The 25017-nt window shown below is 37.0% G+C and carries 13 protein-coding genes; 1 reads left to right on the forward strand and 12 read right to left on the reverse strand.

From position 1 onward, the window contains the following. Positions 1 to 78 precede the first annotated feature (78 nt). The 10 genes from L0669_RS18745 to L0669_RS23690 all read right to left on the reverse strand — a co-directional run bounded on the left by L0669_RS18745 (position 79) and on the right by L0669_RS23690 (position 21942). Positions 79 to 2499, reverse strand: a complete 2421-nt coding sequence (locus tag L0669_RS18745; protein WP_263759347.1) for a glycoside hydrolase family 2 TIM barrel-domain containing protein — start codon at positions 2497 to 2499, stop codon at positions 79 to 81. 127 nt (positions 2500 to 2626) lie between these two features. Beyond that, positions 2627 to 4213, reverse strand: coding sequence for a glycoside hydrolase (locus L0669_RS18750; RefSeq protein WP_263759348.1), 1587 nt, complete (start codon positions 4211 to 4213; stop codon positions 2627 to 2629). Between the two features lie 126 nt (positions 4214 to 4339). Continuing rightward, positions 4340 to 5977 carry a glycoside hydrolase gene (locus L0669_RS18755; protein ID WP_263759349.1) on the reverse strand — a complete coding sequence of 546 codons (1638 nt, stop codon included), beginning with the start codon at positions 5975 to 5977 and terminating at the stop codon, positions 4340 to 4342. Position 5978: 1 nt separating this feature from the next. Then, positions 5979 to 7580: a RagB/SusD family nutrient uptake outer membrane protein gene (locus L0669_RS18760; protein ID WP_263759351.1), complete on the reverse strand. Its 1602-nt coding sequence runs from the start codon at positions 7578 to 7580 to the stop codon at positions 5979 to 5981. A gap of 11 nt (positions 7581 to 7591) precedes the next feature. Next, complete coding sequence (locus L0669_RS18765; protein WP_263759353.1) at positions 7592 to 10624, reverse strand: SusC/RagA family TonB-linked outer membrane protein; 3033 nt, start codon at positions 10622 to 10624, stop codon at positions 7592 to 7594. A gap of 46 nt (positions 10625 to 10670) precedes the next feature. Next, entirely contained in the window at positions 10671 to 12068 is a 1398-nt protein-coding gene (locus L0669_RS18770) for a hypothetical protein (RefSeq protein WP_263759354.1), read from the reverse strand. Between the two features lie 960 nt (positions 12069 to 13028). Further along, positions 13029 to 17069, reverse strand: coding sequence for a hybrid sensor histidine kinase/response regulator transcription factor (locus tag L0669_RS18775; protein ID WP_263759355.1), 4041 nt, complete (start codon positions 17067 to 17069; stop codon positions 13029 to 13031). A 641-nt stretch (positions 17070 to 17710) separates the two neighbouring features. Further along, the gene (locus tag L0669_RS18780) at positions 17711 to 20266 is read right to left on the reverse strand and encodes an adenosylcobalamin-dependent ribonucleoside-diphosphate reductase (protein ID WP_263759356.1); all 2556 of its coding nucleotides are present in this window, start codon (positions 20264 to 20266) and stop codon (positions 17711 to 17713) included. A gap of 388 nt (positions 20267 to 20654) precedes the next feature. Further along, positions 20655 to 21833 (reverse strand): MFS transporter, encoded by a 1179-nt coding sequence (locus L0669_RS18785; RefSeq protein ID WP_263759357.1) that lies wholly within the window; start codon positions 21831 to 21833, stop codon positions 20655 to 20657. Then, on the reverse strand, positions 21820 to 21942 hold the full coding sequence (locus tag L0669_RS23690; protein WP_302773270.1) for a hypothetical protein: 123 nt from the start codon (positions 21940 to 21942) through the stop codon (positions 21820 to 21822). The genes L0669_RS18785 and L0669_RS23690 overlap by 14 nt, the downstream gene beginning before the upstream one ends. A gap of 98 nt (positions 21943 to 22040) precedes the next feature. Between L0669_RS23690 and L0669_RS18790 the strand changes: the two genes are divergently transcribed. Then, positions 22041 to 22439 carry a winged helix-turn-helix transcriptional regulator gene (locus L0669_RS18790; RefSeq protein WP_263759358.1) on the forward strand — a complete coding sequence of 133 codons (399 nt, stop codon included), beginning with the start codon at positions 22041 to 22043 and terminating at the stop codon, positions 22437 to 22439. A gap of 83 nt (positions 22440 to 22522) precedes the next feature. Here the strand turns inward: L0669_RS18790 and L0669_RS18795 are convergent, their stop codons facing one another. Together L0669_RS18795 and L0669_RS18800 are read right to left on the reverse strand one after the other, a co-directional pair. After that, positions 22523 to 23425, reverse strand: a complete 903-nt coding sequence (locus L0669_RS18795) for a carbohydrate kinase family protein (RefSeq protein ID WP_263759359.1) — start codon at positions 23423 to 23425, stop codon at positions 22523 to 22525. Between the two features lie 23 nt (positions 23426 to 23448). Further along, positions 23449 to 25002 (reverse strand): glycoside hydrolase family 32 protein, encoded by a 1554-nt coding sequence (locus L0669_RS18800; RefSeq protein WP_263759360.1) that lies wholly within the window; start codon positions 25000 to 25002, stop codon positions 23449 to 23451. Between the last annotated feature and the right edge of the window lie 15 nt (positions 25003 to 25017).

Raw genomic sequence — 25017 nt, forward strand, 5'->3', positions numbered from 1 at the left:
CGCTGGGACTAAAAAATTAAATATTCCATCAGACCAAACAGCTTTTTAAAACCTGTCTGGTCTCTGTTATCGCTTTTCTTATTTCACGTTAATCGTAACTTCAACTGGTTTCAACCATTGGCTTGTAAACGTCACTTTTATTGGCTTTGCTTCTCCTGTTGCCTGAATATAGGCTGCAATATGACCGTGAAAAACTCTTTGTACATTATCTGTATAATCGGTCATGTCGCTGTTGTTTCCTGCTTCCAATCCTAATAAAATTCCAGGTCCGCTAATGGTACACGTAACTTCGTTGTCTGAAAGCATTACAGGTAAACCATTTTGATCCTTCACCTGAACCATAATTTTAGCTACTCCTTTGTCTTTGGTAATGGTAATATCTTTCTCTGCAATTGTCAATTCAACTGGTTGCTGAGTTGTCGAAATAGCATATCTGCTCACTTCTTTATCGTCTTTGCTTAAACCAATTGCTTCTAATTTTCCTGAAGCAAACGGAATATCCCAATAAATAATTCCGGTTTTTTCGTCGTAAGCTTTCGTTTCTCCTACTACTTTTCCGTTCAGTTCTAAGCGTGCTTTTGCAGCATTAGTATACACTACTACGCGAATTTTTTCACCTTGAGTGTAATTCCAGATTGCCCAGGCATCTTTAGAAACGTCTTTTACATCTTTTAATGGATAAGTTCCGATGTATGTCATTGGTTTATCTGACCAAAGTGACTGACGGAAATATCCTCTAGGTTTGATTACTCCGGCAAAATCTACTAATCCTGAATAAAAACCTCTTGAAGGCCATCTTCCTGATTCACCTAAATAATCGATTCCTGTCCACAAGAATTGTCCAAAAATATGTTTGTTGTTTTTAACTGCTAACCAAGGTTCCATGTCGTGGACATTTTCACTCCCGAAAATAACTCTGTTTGGATATTTCTCGTGGTCTGACTGGTATTTGCTTTCGGTATAATTGTATCCTGTAATATCTAAAGCCCCCGGATATTCGGTTTCGTTAGACATAGCCACTCCGGCTAAACCAGCAGTTGTAGGACGTGATTTATCGTATTTTTTTACGGCTGCAACCAAACGTTTTGCAATGGCTCCAAGACGCATTGCATCTGGTGCATCTTTTTTATAACCTCCGTAATTAGCTTGTCCAAAACCTTCTTTTCCTTTGTCTAAAACAGGATGAGAATAAGGATCGTTTGGATAATCTACTTCGTTACCAATACTCCATGCAAAAACCGAAAGATGGTTTCTGTCACGACGTACAAAATCTTCTAAATCTTTTTCGGCATAATCTGCAAAAATATCAAACGTCCCTTCGAATCCCGGAGTTCCGTAGTTCCAGCCTTCAAGCCATTTACGTTTAGGAAATTCCCATTCGTCATACGCTTCGTTTAAAACCAATAATCCTAACTCGTCGCAAAGTTCATAAAAAACAGGCGCTTGCGGATTATGGCTTGTACGGATTGCATTTACACCAATTTCTTTTAATGTTTTAAGTCTTGTTTCCCAAACTTCTCTTGGCACTGCAGAACCTAAAACACCCGCATCATGGTGCAGACAAACTCCTTTCATTTTCATCCATTTTCCGTTTAATGCAAAACCATTGTTCGGATCGAATTTAAAGTCTCTGAAACCGGTTTTGGTTACCGTTTCATCTATCTGTTTTCCGTCTTTAAAAACGGTGGTTTTAAGTTGGTATAGATTCGGATTCTCTAAATCCCATAACTGAGGATTTTTTACATTTATTTTAGTAGATATTTTTCCGTTTTTATTCGCGGCAACTTCTACTTTTGAAGAAGATTTTCCAACTGATTTTCCGTCTTTTGAGATCAATTCATTTACAACCGTAAGGCTTGATTTTGCAGCCGAACCATTTTCAACTTCAACCTCAACATTTAGCGTTCCTGTTCCTTTTTTTACTTCCGGATAAGCGTAAACTCCCCATTGTGCAATATGAACCGGATTCGAATATACCAACCAGACATCACGGTAAATTCCTGAACCCGTATACCATCTTGAATCTGCACTCTGACTATGATCTACACGAACAGAAATCGTATTTTCTCCACCATAATTTACATACTGAGTAGCATCATAAGCAAAAGAAATATAACCGTTTGGACGTTTCCCCAATGAATGTCCGTTGATGAAAACTTCGCTTCTGTTGTAAACGCCTTCAAAATACAAATACACTTTTTCTCCTTTTTTATTCTGAGGAATCGTAACCGATTTACGATACCAGCCAATTCCGCCAGGCAGGAAACCAGTACAACTTGCCAATGTTGGGCTCAATTGTCCTTTTACGCTCCAGTCATGCGGAACATTTACCGATTGCCATTTGCTGTCATCGTAAATTTGTTTTTGAGCCTCAGGAGTATCCTGAAGATTGAATTTCCAATTGTCATTGATTTTCTTTGAATCTCCAAACGAGATCTGACTGAATGCAGACAAACACGAGAAGAGTAATACGGATAGTAAGATCTTTTTTGTAAACATTTTTTTTAAGGTTCTAAGTGGCTAAGAATCTGAGTTTCTAAGCTTTTTGTTATGTTATTTTTTTTTTTGTTTCAGGTTTGAACTGTGACTGTAAACTGTGACTGTAAACCGAGACTGCGACTGAAAACTAATACTCAAGCTCCCCAACAAACGTCACTATCGATTTTGCGGGAATTTCGAGATTACCTATTTTTTGTGCAGCGGCTCTTTTTAAATTCGAAGTCTCTGAAGTCACATAAGGCGTAAAATCATTGTTTTTCACTGTTCCTTTAGATAAATTGAATTTGTATTGCTGTGCTGATTTTCCACAGTTTACGGCTACTACAATTAGCTTTTTGTTGGCTACATCTTTGTAAGCGGTTAACATGACGTCGTTTGCTGCTTCAAGATCATTTTGATTGGGAACATCCACTCTAAGCATTCCCGGACGTACAAACAAAGAGTAATTTCCTAAAGCCCAAAGTAGCTTCGAATCGTGAAATTCTCCGTCATTCTTTACGTAATCCGGTGCTGTTCCTCCGTTGCTTTTTCCGTCATCAAGATAGATCAAACCGTCTTTGTAATCGACACGGGTAATCGATGTCCACCATTGCCATGAAGCGGCATTGGCAACTGCAATGTCATTATGAATTAAACGCCCGACAAACAAAGCGGTCTGCATTCCTAAATCTCTTCCTCCCCCTGAACCTCCCGGTATTTCAGCTTCTCCCGGATTTTCTAAAATACAATATTCCGATTGCCAGTATTTTAATCCCGGATTCTGTTTGATGTTGGCAGCAATTAATTTTCTGCTTAATACTTGTCGTTCAATTGGCCAGGTCGTAAAATAACTATGTCCTAAAATAACGTTTTTTACGTTTGGGAATTTTGAAACGTTTGTTTTTGTTTTTCCAAAGAAATAATCTATTTGCTTGTCGCGGTCTTCAGCATTTACATTTTCATATAAATAATCAATCTGAGCGGCTTCGGCAATTACGATTTCTGTGTTCATTTTATGGGCTTTCAGTTTTTCCGAAAGTGATTTCGTCAGATCGTAAATTTCTTTGTTTGTAGCCGGAGTTCCTTCCTGACTATTGGTGTCGCCGTTTTTAGGCATCCACTCCCATTGCGGTTCGTTGATCGGGCTTACATAATCGAATTTAATTCCTTCTTTCTTTTCCAACCCCTGAATACTTTGAACTAGAAAATCGGCAAATTTTGGAATTGCACCATCTTGTAGATTCAGTTTATTCTTTTGAGATGCAAAAGACAATCCGTTTCTGGTCATATAAACCGGCGGACTATTGGTAAAAATCAGGAATTTTTCGACACCACGTTTTTTTGCCGCCTGCAGGAACCATCTTTGTCCTTCTTGTTTATTAAAATCATAAGTACCATCTGCCTGCAAAAAAGATTCGCTTCTTCTCCATTCGTCCGAAACTTTACTTTTTTCGCCTTGTTCTGTACTTCCCGCACCAAGATTAAACCTCCAGATCGAAAGTCCGATTCCTTTTGGATTTCCCTGTGCATCGATTTCTTTGCTAAAAAGCAAATCAGCAATAGCATTCTTTTTTTGTTCCGGCCAATTTTTACCCACAAACTGGCATCTCCAGGCATCAGAACCTCCAAAACCGTCCATGGTTTGTACTACATTATCAGTGCTAATGGTTACGGTTCGCTGTGCAAACGACAGCGAACTCGCGACCAATAAAAGCGAGATGTATACTTTTCTCATTATTTTATTCTTTTTGTTTTTTCAACCGCAAAGACGCTAAGTTTTCGCAAGGTTCGCAAAGTTTATTCCTGGCTTTGCGAATTTTTGCGGTCTTTCTTTGCGCACCTTGCGGTTAATTTTTTACTCTTACTTATAAGTTCCTATATAAGTCACAACTGACTTAGCCGGAATTACAAAATTCGTTGCATCGACTGCGGTTCCTTTTTTCAAACTCAAAGTTTCAGACGTTGTGTAAGGTGTTAATTTATTATCTGTTAAAGATCCGCCTGAAAGATTTAGTTTATAGGCTTTCGCCGATTTGCCAATGTTTACTGCTACTACTACCAGTTTTTTTGTTGCTGCATCTTTATACGCAGTTACCATTACACCATTCACGGAAGTGGAATTATCAACACTAGGAATCTGAACTCTCACCATACCTGGTTTTACGAAAAAAGAGAAGTTTCCTAAAGCCCAAAGTGTTTTGGAATCTCTTATGTAACCATCGTTTTTGCAATAATCAGCATTTCCGGCTCCGTTGCTTGAACCATCATCAACATGAATTAAACCGTCTTTGTAATCTCCGCGGCTAATAGCCGTCCACCATTGCCAGGACGAAACGCCACCAACAGCAATATCGGTACTAATGATACGGGCTGTCCAGAGTGCCAATTGCATTCCTAAATCTCTTCCGGCACCTGCTCCGCCTGGTAATTCAGAAGTTCCCGGGCTTTCTAAAACACAATATTCTGATGACCAAAGACTTAATCCTGCTACTGATTGTGTTCTTGCTGCCGCCAATTGTCTTGAATGAACCAACTCGGTCAATGGCCACGCCTGCCAGTAACTATGCGCCGAAATGGTCTTTTTTACGTTGCTTAATCCTGCAATACTTTTAGCCGAATTCACTCCAAAGAAATAATCGATTTGGTTGGATCTGTTTTCTTTACCTGAAATTGTTTTATACAAAGGCTCGTAAGATCCTCCTTCTCCCACAACAATCTTAGCCTCAAGCCCTTTTGATTGTAATTTTGGAGACAAAACATTTACAAAACTGTAAATATTAGCATTCGTTGCCGGAGAACCTTCTTGTCCTGAACCGTCCCATTCGTATTGTGGCTCATTAAACGGAGACACATAATCGATAGTTAAACCGTGTTCTTTTTTTAATTTATCTAAAGATGTTGTCCAGAAATCAGCCAATTCCGACCATTTGCTGTCTTTTAGATTATAAAATTCTTTGATGCTTGCATGCGCTTTTCCGTTTTGTGTTAAGTAAACGGGAGCACTATTGGCGAAAGCCAATAATTTTTCTAAACCACGTTCTTTTGCTGCTTTCATAAACCAAACCTGACCGGCTTGTTTGTTCATGTTGTACGTAACTCCATCTGTGGTAAAACATTCTGTACGTCTCCATTCATCTGTAATATCACTTGCATCGCCTTGCTCAGCACTTCCTGAACCAAGATTGAAACGCCATAATGATAATCCGATTCCTTTAGGATTTCCGTCTGTATCTAACTCTTTACTGAAAAGTAAATCGGTAATTTTATTTTTTTTATCCGAAGGCCAATTTTTACCTATAAAATTACTTTGCCAGGCATCAGAAGCTCCAAAGCTTTCCATCGTTTGAAGATTTGCATCCAGATTGATGCTTAGTTCTGCAGTACCAGTTTCTGAATCTGAATTTCCGTTGTTTTCAGAATCGCAACTTACCATAAAAGAGTTTGCGAAAAGTAAGCCTGCACATAGCAGACTTACTTTATTGTTGTTGATTAATCTCATTTTAGTAATTAGGATTTTGAGTGATTAATCCGCCACTTAAGTCAATTTCGATTTGTGGTATTGGCCACAATAAGTGTTTTGCAGGATTAAAATTGATTCCTTTATCCTGTGGTTCTCTTAAATTGGTAGTTTCATACGGATCTGTAGAATTCAGGTTGTACTGAACGAAAGTTCCGTTTGGTCCCATTAGAGATTCGATCACCGGTCTCCCTGTATTTGGATCTTTTTCACGACGAATATCATACAAACGCAATCCTTCGAAAGCCAATTCTAAACGGCGCTCTTTGTAGATTTGTCTTAAAAGCGTTGGTCCTGATAATCCTGTTTTTGGATCTAATTTTACACGGGCTCTAATGATATTGATATCCCCTAAAGCGTCTCCTCCAGTATGATAGTTGGCTTCTGCTCTTGTAAGATACATTTCGGCCAAACGAATCAACGGAATATTCAATGGTAAGTGACCATCTTTTTTATCTAATGCACGACGTGTTGCAATCGGGATGTAATATTTACGACAAATACGTCCTGATTTATTATCGTTTAAACTGAATTTGTGCGTAGGATTCAAAACCTCGTCTCCGTAAGCCGCTTCTCCCCATTTTGTAATCGTACTTCTGCGACGGATTACATCATTTTCTGACAGATAAGCATTCTCTAAATCGCTGGTTGGCATACACCATCCCCAACCGTCTAAAACGTCTCCCGCATCATTACTTGGGAAGTTCTTCTTGTCTTCACCTCTTGCTCCTGCCAAAGTTGGTAAAGCGGCACCAAGATTTTTATCCTGAACAGATGAAGTTTGTGCTTCTAGAATCGATTCTACTCCGTTATGGTTGTTTACATTCCAGATGTTTAAGAAATCTGCTTCAAGAGCAAAAGGTCCTTCTGTAATGACTTTGTTTGAATATAATTTGGCTTCAGCCCATTTTTCCTGAAACAAAGAAACACGCGCCAATAAAGCATAAGCAGCCCATTTGTTGATTCTTCCGTTTCTGGCTACTGGAGTTTTGTCCAGTTTTGCAGCAGCATCTTTAAGATCAGCTTCAATTTGAGCGTAAACATCTGCTACAGCACTACGCTGCAAATTCAGATCAGAAGTTCCTAATACTTTCGTATATAATGGGATTGGTCCAAAAAGATTCACTAATTCATAGTAGCAATAGGCTCTTACAAATAATGATTCTCCCATATACTGATTTTTCAGCGCATCAGAAATTGGCGAAGCAGCCATTTTTTCTAAACCAATATTAGCTGACTGAATGGTATAATAATGAGCCGTATAAGCACCGTTCATATCTCCCATATTATCCGGCGTGATCAGGTATTGCGAAGCTGGTCTGTGTGCACTATTGTCCTGACCTGTATTTCCCATCCAGGCATCATCCGTTGCCATTTCGTTAGTTACTCTTGGCGCAGTCAAAACCCACCAGTCTTTGGCAAGCAATAAACGCTGTGTAAGTTCATTGGCATAATTCTCGCATTCCTGCGCGGTTTGAAAGTAGTTTTCTAAGGTTTGTTTCCCTCTTTCGTCTTTTTCAATAAAATCGCTGCATGAAACTGCAACCAGAGAAAAAGCTAGTATTGATAATATCGTTTTTTTCATGTCGTTTTTTATTAAAATGCTACATTAAGACCCATCAAAATGGTTGGCTGAACCGGATAGTTCCATCCTCCAAAACCTGATCCTTTTACTCTGTCGCCTTTGTCAGGATCTCCACCCGCAACTTCAGGATCAACACCATCGTATTTGGTCCATGTCCATAAGTTTTGTCCTGATAATGAGATTCTCAGTTTGTCTAAACCAAATTTGTTGTAGAATGAATAACCAATCTGAAGGTTTTTCATGCGCACAAACGAACCATCTTCAACATATAAAGAAGAGAATTTGGTAAAGTTTTCATTATTATCATCTTTAGACAAACGAGGAACACGGTTTGAAGTTCCCTCACCATGCCATGCCATTTGGTCTAATCCGCTTACTTTGTTGGTTAAGCTTGCACCATTGTATAAATCCGAAATGTTTTCGTTTACGATTTCATTTCCAATACTTGAATAAAAGTTGGCTACCAAATCAAATTGTTTGTAAGCAAAATTCAAGTTCAGACCTACGTTATAATCCGCCCATGGAGAACCAATTTTTGTACGGTCTTTTTCGTCTATTTTTCCGTCGCCGTTTACATCTTTAAAACGAACATCTCCCACCTGAGCATACGGCTGTAATTTTGTTCCGTGCTCGTCTGTATGTGAATTTAACTGTGTTTGATTTTGAAATAAACCATCGGCTACATATCCGTAAAAGAATCCAGGCTCTTCTCCTTTTATGGTTAAAGTTCTGTTTCCTGATCCGTAAAGTCTTTCTCCTTCAGATGATAATGAAAGCATTTCTACATTTACCGTTGTAAAAGTTACATCTACGCCATAAGAGAAATCTCCTTTTTTATCTTTATAAGAAATCAATAAATCAATACCGCTTGACTGCATAGAACCAACATTTGACCAGATTTTTGAATTATCAGGGAAACCGCTATAAGTTGGAAATTGTTTCAGGAACAACATATCATTGGTTTTCTTTTGATAATATTCAAGAGATCCTGATAATTTGTTTTTCCATAAACCGAAATCAAGTCCAAAACTGATATCTTCTACCGTTTCCCATTTAATGTCTTTATTCGCCATTGATGATGGGAATGAAGTATCGCCTACTACATCGCCAATAGGATAAAATCCTTGCCCAATGTTTGATTGATAAACCGCTGTTGGTAAGCCCTGATTTCCTACTTTACCCCAACCTGCTCTAAATCTTAAATCGCTTAAAACATCTTTTGTAGACTCCATAAATCCTTCGTTAAGAATTCTCCATGAAACAGATGCTGATGGGAAATTAGCCCATTTGTTGTTGGTCATAAATTTCGAAGATCCGTCACGTCTGAATGTTCCAGTAAAATAATATTTACTATCATAATTATACGAGAAACGAGAGATATACGACATTAAAGAACTTGACCAGCTGTTACCACCACTATTACGGTTTTTGGTTGCTGCATTTAATTCTCTCATGGCATCGGTATTGTTAGGCACACCTTCTCCGTATCCCCAAAGATCTTTACCATTGTACTCTTCCATCGTATTACCTACCATTAAAGAGAAATTATGTTTTTCTGCAAATGCTCTTGAATACGTAATGGTGTTTTGCCATGTCCAATCTACATTTGTTGTATTCCATCTTTCGATTTTATTAATTTCTTCTTTCTCGTGCGCTGCATCGATGATGAAATCCGGAATAAACCTGCTTCTTACTTTATCACCAACTTCTACCGAAGCCTGAGAACGAATTACCAAACCTTTTATTGGCGTATATTGCAAATAACCGTTTGTGTTTAAGTTGTACTGATCTGTATAATCGTCATAACGTTTTACAGAGGCAACAGGATTCCATACATACGAAGGAGAACGCGCAAAAATGCTGTATTCGTTTTCTAAACCTGATAACTGGTCTGCCGGTTTGTAAATTGGTGTAATAGGATCAATCTTATCAAAATCAGCCCAGTTTCCCGGAGCTCCGTAAGTTTCGTAACGAGGGTTTAAAGTAATTCCGGCAGAAAATTTATCCGAAAATTTAAAATCGTTATTGATTCTCATCGTGATTCTTTCCCATCCTCCTACTTCATAAATAGATTCTGAGTTGTAGTAGTTTAAACTAATCGCATAAGTATGTTTATCAGAACCTCCGCTTACTCCCAAAGAGGCATTTGTTACTGGTGCTCCGGATTTAATTCCTGCTTTCCACCAATCTGTTGTTTTTCCCTGATATTGAGACGGATTTGGCAAATAATCTGCGTAACCTGAGTTGTTGTAGGCTTTGTTCATAATCGTAGCATAACCAACAGCATCGGCCATATTATAAGGATTATTCATCATCTGAATTCCTGAACTCATATCAAAATTGAATCTTGTCTGACCGCTTTTACCTTTTTTGGTGGTAATTAAAATAACTCCATTCGAAGCACGAGAACCGTAAATTGCACTCGCAGAAGCATCTTTTAAAACCTCCATAGATTCGATCTCGTTATTGCTTAAAAAGTTGATGCTCGTTCCCATCGGGATTCCGTCGACAACATAAAGCGGATCTGTGTTTAAGTTTACCGTAGAGATACCACGAATTAATACCCTTGGCTGAGCGCCAGGACCACCCTGACCTGTAACCTGAACTCCGGCCACTTTACCCTGCAAAGATTCAGCAACGTTACCAACAGTCATGGTTTGCAGTTCTTTTCCTTTTATAGAAGAAATTGAACTCGTTACATCGCTCTTTTTTACTGCGGCATAACCTACCACTACAATCTCGTCTAATACCTGACTTGATTCTTCCAGAATAATATTGATAACGGTTTGATCTCCCACCGTAACTGTTTTATTGGCAAAGCCAATGAACGAAAACTCGATCTGTGCATTTTTGTTTGGAACCGAAATCGCGAAATTTCCATCAAAATCTGTAGCGGCTGTACTCGTACTTCCTTTAATCATTAAGTTCACTCCCGGAATGGGCACATTGCCTTTATCCTTAACAGTTCCTTTTACTGTTATTTGACCAAATGTTGCAGCAGTGCACAACATGGTGATAAACAACCATATAAATTTATATTTCATCTTAAGATATTTTTTTTATTAAATGCTATAAGTGAGATTATAACAACTATTTTTTTGTAACAAAAAGTCTTTCCAATTCGGTATCAAGAACTACTTTATACACTCCGGGAGCAGCAGGATATTTAGCATTTCCGTTTTCTCCAGGCGACATTGTAGCAACACCGTTTTTGATTAATCTCCATGATGGGCTCCACCATTGACCTGTAAAAGTGGCTTCCATTTGTCCTGTCAGCGTATACTCTCCTACCAATTGATAAGGATTGTTTGGATTATTGGCTAAATGCAATCCTGTCTGAACCCAAGCCGTCCAGGTATCCCAGTCAGCACCTTGAATTCCTGATCCGCAAACGCTCACAAAAGGTTTTCTTTTTGCTTCTTCGTCATGCCATAATCCGTTAGCCACATCTGTCCACACTTTACTTGAAGGTGTGTATTTAGTTGCAGTATATTTTAAAGTATTCGGATTTACTTTGATTACATAATATCCTTTTGTAGGTAATATAATTGGTGTTGAAGTCACGTCATCTATCAATTCTCCTGACGCATTTAAACCAAAACAATGTGGAGCAAAATCTGATTCCTGACCTAAGAAATAAATTTCTTTATTGTCTTTATCAGCATAATATTTAAACTCAAAATCTTGTCCGTTTTTATCATGAAAGTACATCGGAACTCCAACTGCGTCTGTTGTAAGGTTGGTACCTTTTGGCTGATCGCATAAATAAATGGCCGGATACTCATTGGTAGCCACAACATTTATATTTAATGTTCCGGTATTTGGAATCACAAATTTATCTTTTGCCGTAATGGTTAAAACATAATTATCTGCCGTTACCGGTAATGTGTACGTTTTATTGAAAGTATACGATTGAGGCGCACCTGATAATTGTATTTTCTCGTCGATACCCAATGCAGCACACTGAATTTGAATATAATCGATTCCTGAATCGTCATTCACTACAAAATTTACGGGCATTTGAGTACTTGTCGACAATAAAATAACGCCTCCTTCTTTTGGAGTAATCATTGATATTGATGGCGCAGCAAATTCTCCGTCAAGACGCAGATTAATGTCTTCGTCGATTGCGTTTCCTGAAACGTCAGTAATGGTTAGTTTTATTTTGAAAGCTTCAGAGGTTCCTCTATTGGATGGAACTTCGAAAAAATAACTTAAGTCGTATGATTTAAGTAAAGGATCTGTTGCAAAAGCAATGACTTTGTCCAGTGATAATTCCGGAATTTGAATTCTCACGCTTTTTAATCCTAAATCGTCAGCCAGAGCGGCTTTAATTTCAAATTTCCTGCTTGGTGCTCCGTAAATTTCTTTTGTTGATACTACAACAGTAGGATTGTCAGAGCTTGGAAAATCAGATTCGTTATTTTGACATCCAGTAAAAAGGACAGCAAAAACAGCAAGAAAAAATAAAAATACATTTTTTTTCATTTTTTGATTTTTAAGGTTAGGTTAGTTAGTTTATTGTAAAGTGATAATCGAAATAAATCGTGTAGGTTGAATTGGTGAGGATATTGTTGCTGCTATTTTTTTAGGGAGAAAACAACAGAACAAATTTCATTATAGGATTGTTTTCATATTGGTGAGTTTGGTTAATTGTTTATAGTTAGAAAATTGGTCAATTAGTAAATGTGATAATTTGATAATTAAAAACTGTGCTTTATTTAATTCGAAAATTTGCAAACTGTAATCATTATCTAATTGACACATTATCTAATTTTCTAATTGAAAAACTCTTTATTTTACCCCGCAGCTTTTTACTGCGGGTTTGATAAGTAACATGTAAAACCAACTCTTACTACCTTATTTTTAAAGAAGGCTCAATTCTTTAAATAGATCAAAAACTTATCGTAAAATAAACACTTATAGTATACACAGTAATTCAACTAACAGATTACTATAAGTGCAAAGAAATGTATTATAGACACTTTCAAGGAGGGGTAAAATGGAAAAAAAAGGAGGTCAAAATTGCAATTAACTATTATTTTGGATTAAAATTTAAGGAGTATGAAAAAATACTGGTCTATTTTTGAATTATATGTAATTACCGAATAAAACGCTCTTTTCCGGCTAAAACGTTTGCGTTTTTTTAATGTGTACTATTTTGTCCTTTTGTCTGAAGAGAGAAATCACACTCGAAACTCAACAAAGATTAGTGATTTTCTTTGCGCCTCGAAACTTCGGGATAATGTGATCCTTCGACTTCGCTCAGGATGACAAACCAGACGAAAACATTGTTATGAAAATGATTGCCCTAGCCCCGATAGAAGAGGAAATCCTTTTGTGCCGGTGTTAGGCACAAAAGATTGGAACGGATAGCGGGATTAGCTCCTGAAAAAAAAGATCTGGCTCTATCATCATAATCGAAATGACAAGTTTGGGCTTAAAAATCTATTTAATAACATTAAGATCTGAGTTAAAAGAGCTCTTGTATTTTTTGATGTATTCTGAAGGGGTCATCCCGAAGAGTTTTACAAATTGCTGTCTGAAATACTTAGGATCTTCAAAACCTACTTCGGCACTTGCCTGCGTAATATTGATATCTTCTGTAAGCATGAGCATTGCCGCCCGCCTGATTCTTACCGAACGTATAAATGCATTTAATGTCTGCCCGGAAATAATTTTAATTTTGGTGTACAATGTTCGATGACTCATTCCCATTTCGAGGGCAAAGTTTTTTATTGTAAAATCTCTTTTATGAATGTTTGCTTCGACAATATCGATGCATTTTTTAAGGATTTCCTGGTATTCCTGCGGCACTTTTTGGGTATTCTCTTTAAGGGTAATGCTGTCGAGGAAATAGGTTCGTAAATTGTTGCGGTTACGCAATAACGAATCTACACGCGCGACCAATATATCATCATCAAACGGTTTGGTAATATAATCATCGGCTCCGTCATTGATGCCCTGAAGATGGGTTTCGGGATTTTTTGAAGCCGTTAATAAAATGACCGGAATATGCGATAAGGCGTTATTTTCTTTAATTTTTCGGCACAGTTCCAGACCATCCATTTCCTCCATGGTAATATCGCTGATGACCAAATCCGGCATGTGTTTTTTGGTCAGTTTTAGACCTTCTTCGCCATTTTCTGCGCTGTACACGATATAAGATTCTGAGAATAATTTGATCAGATAGGCTCTTATTTCGGCATTATCATCAATAATCAGAACGGTGCGTTTATCAGTCAGCATGATTTTTTGAAAATCGCTTTCTGAAACCGAAGCATTTAAAGCCTGATTTTCTTCGCTGTCGTCTATAATAAGTTCATCAAACAACTGACTTCTCTGCGGGACTTCGTTTGTAATTTCGACATTATCAAAATGACTGTCTCCTTTTAGAAAAGTTAGTTTAAACGTACTTCCTTTGCCTATTTCACTGGTACAGCTTACGGTTCCTTTGTGTTTGTCGACAAAATATTTTACGATATAAAGTCCGATTCCGAAACCGGTTCCGATGGATACTTTAGATTTTACTTGTTTGAATTTCTCGAATATGACATCAATATCTTTTGTATCGATTCCGTCTCCGCTATCTGAAATTTCTAACTGAACTTCTTCATCGTTTTCTGTTAGTTTAAGATTGATTTCTCCGCCAATTGGTGTGTATTTGAAAGCATTTGACATGAGATTGAACAACGAAATTTCGATTTTCTCATAATCGCCAATAATGACAATTTCATGATCCGGAATTAGAAAGTTATAGCGAATGCTTTTGTCTTTTGCCTGATTGACAAAACATTGATAGACTTCGTTGCAAAGATTGTTGACATTGATAGGCGATAATCTGAGTGAGTCGGCATCATTCTCGGCTTTCCTGAAAAGCAATAACTGATCGACCAGACTTAAAAGTCTTCTGGCGTTGCGATGCGCAATGGCCAAATCACTTCCTGAAGATCCGTTTTGTACACTTTCTTTCTGAACTGCTTTTTTCAACGGATTTATAATCAGCGAAAGCGGCGTTCTAAATTCATGCGAGATATAAGTAAACATCGACGATTGTTTCTCGGCAATTTCTTTTTCTTTCTTGCTTTCTAACTCCGCAATTTTGACTTTATATTTGAGTTTTTCTTTGTTTTTACTGTATTGCAAATAGGCAAAAATAGCGCCGATACCTGCCAATACATACAATAAATACGCCCACCAGGTTCTGTACCAAGGCGGCAAAACTTCAATGGTAATCAGGCTTACTTCTTTATTCCAGCCTCCTTTAAAATTGGTGGTTTTTACTTTAAAAATATATTTCCCTTCGGTTAATCGGGCATAATTGGCTTTTCGGGCCTGACCCACATAATTCCATTGCTCATCCCAGCCCTCCAGATAATACGCATAATTTATTTTGTCGGCATTATTATAATCTAAAGCAACAAACTCGAGTGATAAAGTGGTTTGATCATAAGGCAGACTTACTTGTTTTATTTTTCCGCCATCCCATTCTAATTCATTTTGACTTTCTTCGATAGGCAAATTGTTAACGTAAAAATCAGATAATAATAAGTTATTCTTTTGATTGAATCCTTTTATAGCTTCGGGGAAAAAGGCATTGAAACCGTTTATTCCTCCAAACAAAAATTCTCCCGTAGATAATTTTAGTCCGGCATTAAAACTAAACTGATTGCTTTGTAAACCATCGTTTACAGAAAAATTACGGAATGTCTTTCGTTTTTTATCATATCTGCAAATACCATTGTAAGTGCTCATCCAGAGGTTTCCTTCGTTATCTTCAAGCAATCGTAAAACGGTATTTGAAGGCAAACCATCGTCTGTGGTTAATCGTTTGAAAGTGTTTGTTTTTCGATCAAATAACAATAATCCGCCTTCCTGAGTTCCTAACCAAAGGTTTTTATCCTTGTCTTCGTGAATGCATCTTACGGGATTTCCGATCGTAATTTTATTGATTTTTCGGGTATTTTTTTCAATCGAAAATAATGAGGTATAATTTCCTGCCCAAAGTTTTCCGTCGCTGGTTTCGGTCATGCATTGCAAATTCGTAACCGAAGGATCAAAAAGTGTGAAACTTTTTTTTGCTCTGTCAAGAAAGTACAAAGCGCCTTCATTGGTGCCACTTGCCCAGATATTGGCTTTTGAATCTTTGTAGACAAACCAAATGTTTTTCTCGATTTGTTTCGTGTACGGGTTATAACAGGTATATGGTGTAACGGTATTGGTTTTGGGATTAATTTTATTTACGCCTCCGGCCCAGGTCGAAAGCCAAATGTCATTGTTATTATCGCGTACAATTCCGGTGATAAATTTGCTTGAAAGTTTGTTTTTGTAATTGGTATAGGAATTGTTTTTGCGGTTCCAATATTTTAATCCGGCACCATCTGTACCCACCCAGACATTGTTTTTTTCGTCTTCACAAAAAGACAGGATAAAATTCTCTACAAGATCTTTTGAATTGTATTTGATGCTTTTAAAGTATTTGGGCGTATTGCTGAGCATACTTATTCCGCCACGAAGGGAACCAAACCATTTGTTGCCGGATTTATCTTCGTATAAACTCCAAACGGAATTACTTTTGGCAAGCTGATTTTCTTGTATCGCATTTGCGGGAATGGCTTTTTTGTTGTTACCAACGACTTTATAAATTCCAGAACCGTCTGTCGTGATCCAGATTTCATTTTTTTTATCTAAAAGAAGGTCTGTAACGCTGCTTTTGGTCGAAAAATAATTTTCAGATAATGAACCTGATTTGGTATTGAACAAAAATAAACCTTCATCTGTTCCTAGTAATAAATTACCATCTGCCGCAAGTTTCATTGCTTTGACTTCTATCGAAAGAGGGAAAACAACTTTTAAATTCTTAGAAGCATAACTATAACTGCAAACGCCTACATTCCTGATATACACCCACGAATGATTGTTTTTTTTGTCGTCCTGAATGGCAATGGCGTCATAATTATTAACGGTGATTCTGTTTCCTGGAACATTTAACGCAATATGTTTCCCTGTAAAAGAGCCTTTTTCGAACGCAATTAAACCTAAATTTTGAGAAGCTACTAAAACCAAATCATCTGAAACGGATCGCATCTGGTGAATAATATCTTTCAGGGTTTCAGGCTTTTTACCCGAAACGGCATATTGTACAGCATGAAATGTTGCGGTGGTTTTATTGTAAATACAAATTCCGTTGGAACCTCCTACCCAAATGTTTTTTTTGGAATCTCCCTCGATGTTATAAATCGTATTGAACAACAATGATTTTTTATCGTTGATTCGGTTACGGAAAACTTTAAAATTGTAGCCGTCATAACGATTGAGTCCGTCGTAAGTTCCAAACCACATATAACCATCGCTATCCTGAAAAATGGTTGTGACGGAATTGTTAGACAATCCATCAGAAATATCAAGGAATTTTACAGGATTGTCCTGTGCATAACTCAATGGAGAAAAACCAAATAGCAGTATAAAAAGTAAAACTAAATACTTCAAAATAAAAGATGTTTTTTTGAATTTGTGTAAATAGTACAATTATAAGCTAAATTTATATATATATCATAAAAATATAGTTATAAAAATCAATTTCAGCCCAGTGTTTATAGGATTTTACCTTGATCTTACTTTTTAATAAAATAATCCCTACGCGAAAAATAATTCCACTACGATGCTGTTTTTTTTCAGCCATAAGAGAATGCAAAGATTTTTTTTACTAGGCTGAAGGCTGAAATAATCTCGCAAAGGCGCAAGGACGCAAAGTTTATATTATTGATGACTTCGGCATGTTAAATCAATCCCAAAATAAGAACATAAAGCTTAAAAAACTTTGCGACTCTGCGTTTTTGCGAGATTAAAAAAATTAGAAGACCCAAAGAATCTCAATTGGCTTTAACTAAAAAGAAAAATGCCACGAAGACACAAAGGCACCAAGTTTTTCTTTTGCGCTTTTTAATTTATAGCCACTCCCGATAGCTATCGGGATAAAGGATTAAAAAGATTTTTAATCCTTTAATCTCTTAAGTCTGCGTGAAACACAAACTTGGTGCCTTTGTGGCAAAACCTTGCAGTAAAAAAAACTTTGTGCCTTAGCGCCTTTGCGGCAAAACTTTACAGTAAAAAAACTTGGTGGTTAAATCCTAACCACACTTAGATGAACCGCAATCACTACAAGTAAGGCAGCCTTCCTGATAAATAAGGTTCTCTGAGTTGCAATTGCTGCATTTTTGTCCGCGTACTTCGGTTCCGTCTACAATGTAGCGTTTCAGGGCACGCGTTACACCATTTTTCCAGGTATTTATAGATTCGCTATCCAGTTGCAGACTGCTAATTAAATCTACCACTTTATCAATTGGCATTCCGTGTCTTAGGGTACTTGAAATTAGTTTGGCGTAATTCCAATATTCGGGATTGAATTTATGCGAAAGTCCTTCGATGGTGGTTTTATACCCTCTTGTATTTTTGTATTGAAAGTCATAACGGGTATTTCCGTCTTCATTTTTATTCTTGATAATCAAGCCTTCAGATACCCAACGCGGAATCAAAATACCATCTTCATCGTCTACTAAACCGGTAAAAATTTCATACGGTTTACCATCTAACAATCCTATAAAAGCAATCCATTTGTCTTTACTGTTCTGAAAACGAACGACATCAGCTTCTAAAACCTGTGGACGTTTGGTTGTAAAAGTACTTGACAGAGTTTCTGCAACTTCTTCCTTTTTTTCTGTATTCGAAATTAAAACCCCTGAACGCGAACCATCACGATATACGGTAACGCCTTTACAGCCGGCTTCCCAGGCTTCCATGTACAATTTATTCACCATTTCTTCCGGTGTTTCATTGGGTACATTAATGGTTACGGAAATAGAGTGATCTACCCATTTCTGGATTTTTCCCTGCATTTTGACTTTATTTAACCAATCGATATCATTACTGGTCGCTTTGTAATAAGGCGATTTTTCTACCAACAGATCAATTTCTTCCTGACTGTAGTTTTTAGAAGTATCGTATCCGTTGATCATCATCCATTCTTTAAATCGGTGATGAAATACAACGTATTCTTCCCAACTATCACCTAATTCATCAACAAAATCAACTCTTGCATCTTTATCATTTGGATTTACTTTTCTGCGGCGTTTGTAAACCGGAAGAAAAACTGGCTCAATACCTGATGTTGTTTGGGTCATTAAACTTGTAGTTCCGGTTGGTGCGATGGTTAATAATGCAATATTACGACGTCCGTATTTTTGCATTTCCTGATACAATTCATTATCGGCTTTTTTTAATCGAAGTAAAAACGGGTTGTTTTTTTCTCTTTTAGCGTCATAAATAGCAAACATTCCGCGTTCTTTGGCCAGATTTACAGATCCGCGGTAGGATTCTATGGCAAGCGTTTGGTGTATTTTTTCGGCAAATAAAACGCCTTCTTTGCTTCCGTAACGCAATCCTAGTGCGGCCAGCATATCGCCTTCGGCAGTGATTCCAATTCCGGTACGACGTCCTTCATTGGCTTTATGTTTGATGTTTAACCAAAGATTTTTTTCGACCAATTTTACTTCATCGCTTTCCGGATCCTGACTGATTTTTTCTAAAATCGCATCAATTTTCTCTAATTCAAGATCAATGATATCATCCATAATTCTTTGAGCAGCAGCAACATGTTTTTTGAATAGTTCAAAATCAAAAGAAGCATTTTCTGTAAAAGGATTATTTACATAAGATAACAGGTTTATGGCTAACAAACGGCAGGAATCATAGGCACAAAGCGGGATTTCGCCACAAGGGTTTGTCGATAAGGTTTTGTAGCCCAGATCAGCATAACAATCCGGCAAAGATTCGTTGATAATGGTATCCCAGAATAAAATTCCCGGTTCTGCTGATTTCCATGCATTGTGAATGATTTTATCCCAAAGTTCTTTTGCTTTTATGACTTTAGAATATAAAGGTTTATCGCTAAAAATTGGATATTTCTGTTCGTATAAAGCATCTGCTTTTACGGCATTCATAAACAAATCGTCTATTCGTACAGAAACATTGGCTCCGGTAACTTTTCCCTGTTCCATTTTAGCATCAATAAAATCAGCGGCATCGGGGTGATTTACAGAAACAGAAAGCATCAAAGCGCCACGACGGCCATCCTGAGCGACTTCACGGGTCGAATTTGAATAACGCTCCATAAAAGGAACTAATCCTGTAGAAGTCAATGCTGAATTTTTAACAGGAGAACCTTTTGGACGTACGTGAGACAAATCGTGCCCTACTCCACCTCTGCGTTTCATAAGCTGTACTTGTTCCTGATCTGTTTTCATGATTCCGCCATAGGAATCTGAATTATCATTACCAATCACAAAACAATTGGATAATGATGCGACCTGAAACGGATTTCCGATTCCTGTCATAGGGCTTCCCTGAGGTACGAGATATTTAAAATCTTTGATCAGGTCAAAAACTTCTTTTTCGCTCATCGGATTTGCATAACGGCTTTCGATTCGCGCTATTTCTGACGCGATACGATGGTGCATATCATTGGGGGATTTTTCAAAAATATTACCTTGAGAATCTTTAAGAGCATACTTGCTTACCCAAACTGTTGCGGCCAGACTATCTCCTTTAAAATATTCTAAAGAAGCCTGAATTGCTTCGTCCTGACTATAAATAGTAGTGTTGTTTTTTGTAGCTGTGATTTCATCCATGATTATGCTATTTTTGACATTTTTTGTAAGTGGTAAAATTAGAACCAAATAAACTCTAAAAAAAATCAAAGAAAAAAAGTTTACAAAAAATCGGACTTATACAATTGATTATAAATACATTAAAAATTTATAAACATCAAAAAGTTAACAAATAAATGCATTTTTAGTCCATAAAAAAGAGAAAACATGACAATAATCATTGAATGATAATAATCACGAAAATGCGTTAAATAAAAATACAAAACGATAATTTTTCTTACTTATTTTGAATGATTGATTTTTAATTAAGGCTTTTTAAAACTTCTGATTTTTATAATCGTTTTATGCTGCTATTAATACTAAAAAAAGCCTTCATGAAATTTACCTGAAGACTTTTTTATTTAGTGTTTTAAAGATCAATTATCATCAATTTCCTTTTACTCTTTTCTAAAATACTTCTCCAGGCAACCATTATTAATGCTAAAATTCCAAAAAACATTCCTGCCCACGGAATATTATTAATTGTACTGTGAGAAATTATCCAACCTCCGGCAGCTGTACCTAGAAATACGCCCAAATTACCAAAAGAAGTAGCCAGACTATTCGCAAATTCTAATGATTTTGGTGCTGCTGAAATCATATACGCTGAAGCGTTTAAAAAACAAGGTGCATAAAAAAATCCCCAAATTATGATTACGATTATAGTAGTCCAGATATTATCTCCTGAATACATTAATATTAAAGGAATAATCACGGTTCCTGAGAGGAAAAAAGCCACTGTTTTGGTGATACTTTTCGTTAGCATTTTCCCGGAAAGCCAATTAGAAAAAACTCCTACAACGCCAAATAAAAGTAGCATATAACTAACCGTTGCCATGTCTAACTTTCTTGTCCGTCCTAAATAATCAGCAAAATAACTGTAGGTAGAAAACCAGGATGCAATCATAAAAAAGTTCATCGCTGTACTTAAAATAAAGGAACTATCTTTTAAAATCTTAATCTGACTTCCGTATGATTTTTTTTCGGGTACATCTCCGGATGGCATTATTTTAAAAATAGCAATTAAGGCCACAGCACTTACTATTGTCTGAACATAAAATGAAGACTGCCAGCTAAAAAGACTGGATAAATAGGTTGCAAAAGGTACGGTTGTAACCATTGCCAATGCAATTCCGCCAAGAACAATCCCCATTAATTGATTTTCCTCACTCTTTTTTCCTGAAGCTACGGCTGCCGAAATTGCGGTTGCTATGTAAACGGGCTGTAAAAATGCCGGCAACATTCGAACAATCATTAAAAGCCAAAAAGGCGGAGAAAATGCCGAAACAACAGTCGAAAACAAAAAGATAAAAATAGTGGTAAGCATTATTTTTTTTCGATCGAAACCTGAAGAAAGCAACAAAGTAATAAATGGACCTGTACATGCAATAACCAATGCAAATGCACTTAAAAGATAAGCTGCTTTGTCTATCGTAATTTTATAATATAAAGCAATTTGGGGTAAAATACCAATGATGCCAAATTCTGTTGTGATGATCCCAATCATTCCGAGACATCCCACGTATGCAATTTGTTTATTTAGCTTCATTACTATCTGAATTTAGTGATGAATAAATGGCATTTTTGATGGTTTGTCCCTGACTGGGTATTTTGGTGAGTGCTATTGCCCTAATCAGTAACGACGAGTATTTAAACATATTTTAAAAATTTTGAATTAGAATTGTAAAATTACCGTGAGTGCTTTATTTTTGCACTATACACATCCCATTGTGTGGTACTAACAAAAAAGTAAGTAATGGCAAAAAGAAAAGAGACATCTACCAATTCAGAAAATAGAAATTATTTTGCAACCTGTGATCTTACCTATGCTGTTTGCCTTATTGGTGGTCGCTGGAAACTACTAATACTTTGCAAACTTGAAAATGGAAAACTTAGATTTGGAGAATTAAGAGACCAAATTTGCAACATTACAGAGCGTATGCTGACCTTGCAATTACGCGAACTGGAACGCGACGGAATGGTAAAAAGAACTGTTTATGCCGAAGTACCACCGAGAGTAGAATATGAACTTACTGAAATCAGTCAAAAATTAGTACCTATTTGGGAACAACTTAGTAAATGGGGAGGAAAACATAAAGAAACTATGTCGCAAAAAAGTGTCGTAGAAGCAGAAAAACTAACCGAAATAGTATAAAGCATTTTTAAGCAAAAAACCACTCCAATAAGGAGTGGTTTTTATTTTTAATGTTCTTCAAAAACAATTAAAAGACTAAAAAATCATGAAACTTTAGTCATTAAATTTTCAATTTTAGAATTCGAAATTTCAGGATTAGCGCCAGGTGCTTCTGCTACCAAAGCTCCAATTGCACAGGCAAAATCTATGGCTGTCTGCGGTTCTTTTCCGGTAAGTAATGAAGTGGTTAATGCGGCCAAAAAGGAGTCGCCTGCTCCTACTGTATCGGCTACTTCAACAGGATAACCTCCATTTTCATACAGTTTACCTTCCCACATTAATAATGCGCCGTGTTTACCTTTGGTGACACACATTGCGGTAACATTTGTTTTTTCTGCCATAAAGTGCATGTTCTCTTCTAAACCGGTAAAAGGTGAATGCATAGCTTCGGCAATTTCCAGTAGTTCTTCATCGTTAAATTTTATAAAATCGGCAGAATGCATTAATTGTTCTAAAATTTCATACGAGTAATGTGGCTTTCTTAAATTCACATCAAAAACCTTATATACTTTTGTCTGTAACAGTTCTTCAAGGGATTTTCTTGATATTTCGTCTCTGCAAACCAAACTTCCGTAAATTAAAACATCAGCATCGGCAACTATTTTTTTAGCAAAATCGTTTAATACAATTTTATCCCAGGCTGATGGATAATTGATTTCGTAAGTTGCAGAACCACGCTCGTTTAATGTTACATTCACCAGTCCGGTTGGGAAATTTTGAGACTGCATAATCGCATCGGTTTCAAGTCCGAGACTTTTAACCTGACTGATAATTGCTTCTCCATCAGTATCATTTCCTACGCAGCTAATCATGGCGACATCGCACCCTAATGTTTTCATACGTAAAGCTACATTAAGAGGCGCTCCGCCAATCTTTTTTTCGTTATCAAAAACATCCCAAAGTACTTCTCCGTAGGCTACAGCTTTAAGGTTTTTTCCGTTATTCATTCTAAAACTATTTTATATTAATGTTATTCCGGTTGTGTAATCTGAAGATTCGAAATACTACTATTTTGTCCTTCAGCAATTAACCCCCATTTATTTTTGTCTCTTCCGTAGATTCTGTTTGTTAAAGCCACTTTTCCGTTGATGTACATTACCACTACGCTTCCTTCTGCAATTATTTCAACTTCGTATTTAGTATTGGTTTGCAGCTTAAATGGTATTGCGGTCACTTCCTGCGATGCTGAATTATATCCTGAAATTTTACCTTTTGCAATATCCAAAACAATCTTGTAATAGGCCCCGCTTTCATTGATATGAAAAACAAATCCCGAAGTGCCATTTGTACCTGATAAAGTGACCTCAGCTTTTATCTTTGCTTTTTTACCTATAGTTTTAAACGTTACTAAAGCTTTATTTGTTGCCCCTGACAAGGTATAGTTTCCTGATGTTGTCGTAACATCTCCTGAAGTTGCATCAATTTCAGGTGTGATTTTTTTAGAAAATAAATCCTTAACCTTTTGCGGCGACTGAGTTCCTAAGGTTCCATCAGCGTTTTGTGTCAGCTCATGAATTACCATATTTCCTGCCCAGTCTTTATTTCCTAAATCATTTTCAGGTGTTTTTCTGGCATTCCATCCAAAAACATATCTTTTATTTCCGTCAGAAGCTGTTTTTCCGGCATAAAAATATTCCCCATCGATCCTGTCAATTTCCGGCGTTGTCCACGGTCCGTTGATAGAAGTCGACATTTTATAATGTGTTCCTTTGTTAGCACTCCAATTTTCAGAAAAAACCAAATACCAGTAACTTCCCATTTTAAAAATATCCGCACATTCCATCATCAGGTAATTTTCCTGCGGTGTTGTGGTGTAAGCTGGCGCCTGAACATCCCACTTTCCGGAAACGGGATCAGCACTTGTAAAATGCAGCAAAACTGCTTTACGGCCCGGTTCTGTTTGTGTACTTACCAACATCGAATACTTTTTAAGTTCGTCGTTGTAAAATACATGCGGATCTCTAAAATCGTAATTATAATATCCTGCTGGTGCTGTGATTTTAAATGAAGGTACTTTTTTCCAGTTTTTTAAATCAGAACTTGTTGCGCACAAAACGCTTTCTCTGGCGTTTGACTGTATAAAAGCGGGCGTTTCGTTATGCCCTGTATAATAAAAGTAATAAATATTACCCACTTTTACAACTGATCCTGTGCCGATGGCAAAATCAGGATCAACAGTTGTGCCAAATGGTATCGTTTGACCTTCGTAAGTAAAATGAGCCAAATCTGTACTTAAATATTCATGGATATCATGAAATCCTTTTCCGGCGGGTTTATTTTGTGCGTCGTGCAGAAAGTAAATATGAAATTTTCCGTTGTCGAAAAAAGGCATGATATCTCCTGTATAACCCGCGCTGTAATACGGATCATTAGCTCCCATCCATTGCGAAGGCGGAACAGGAAAAATACTTGCTATCTCGCTATTGCCTCCGGAAATTGAACCTCCTATATAATGATCGTCCTGACTGCAAGAGACAAGCGAAAAGAAGATACAAACTATGGTTATTATATTGCTGTATTTCATTTTTTTTGGAATTGA

The sequence above is a fragment of the Flavobacterium bizetiae genome, assembly GCF_024271895.1.
GTDB lineage: Bacteria > Bacteroidota > Bacteroidia > Flavobacteriales > Flavobacteriaceae > Flavobacterium > Flavobacterium bizetiae.

Excerpts from the sequence above, each read along its gene's own strand:
- L0669_RS18745 (WP_263759347.1), bottom strand. The coding sequence starts at position 2,499 with ATGTTTACAAAAAAGATCTTACTATCCGTATTACTCTTCTCGTGTTTG.
- L0669_RS18750 (WP_263759348.1), bottom strand. The coding sequence starts at position 4,213 with ATGAGAAAAGTATACATCTCGCTTTTATTGGTCGCGAGTTCGCTGTCG.
- L0669_RS18755 (WP_263759349.1), bottom strand. The coding sequence starts at position 5,977 with ATGAGATTAATCAACAACAATAAAGTAAGTCTGCTATGTGCAGGCTTA.
- L0669_RS18760 (WP_263759351.1), bottom strand. The coding sequence starts at position 7,580 with ATGAAAAAAACGATATTATCAATACTAGCTTTTTCTCTGGTTGCAGTT.
- L0669_RS18765 (WP_263759353.1), bottom strand. The coding sequence starts at position 10,624 with ATGAAATATAAATTTATATGGTTGTTTATCACCATGTTGTGCACTGCT.
- L0669_RS18770 (WP_263759354.1), bottom strand. The coding sequence starts at position 12,068 with ATGAAAAAAAATGTATTTTTATTTTTTCTTGCTGTTTTTGCTGTCCTT.
- L0669_RS18780 (WP_263759356.1), bottom strand. The coding sequence starts at position 20,266 with ATGGATGAAATCACAGCTACAAAAAACAACACTACTATTTATAGTCAG.
- L0669_RS18785 (WP_263759357.1), bottom strand. The coding sequence starts at position 21,833 with ATGAAGCTAAATAAACAAATTGCATACGTGGGATGTCTCGGAATGATT.
- L0669_RS23690 (WP_302773270.1), bottom strand. The coding sequence starts at position 21,942 with ATGTTTAAATACTCGTCGTTACTGATTAGGGCAATAGCACTCACCAAA.
- L0669_RS18790 (WP_263759358.1), top strand. The coding sequence starts at position 22,041 with ATGGCAAAAAGAAAAGAGACATCTACCAATTCAGAAAATAGAAATTAT.
- L0669_RS18795 (WP_263759359.1), bottom strand. The coding sequence starts at position 23,425 with ATGAATAACGGAAAAAACCTTAAAGCTGTAGCCTACGGAGAAGTACTT.
- L0669_RS18800 (WP_263759360.1), bottom strand. The coding sequence starts at position 25,002 with ATGAAATACAGCAATATAATAACCATAGTTTGTATCTTCTTTTCGCTT.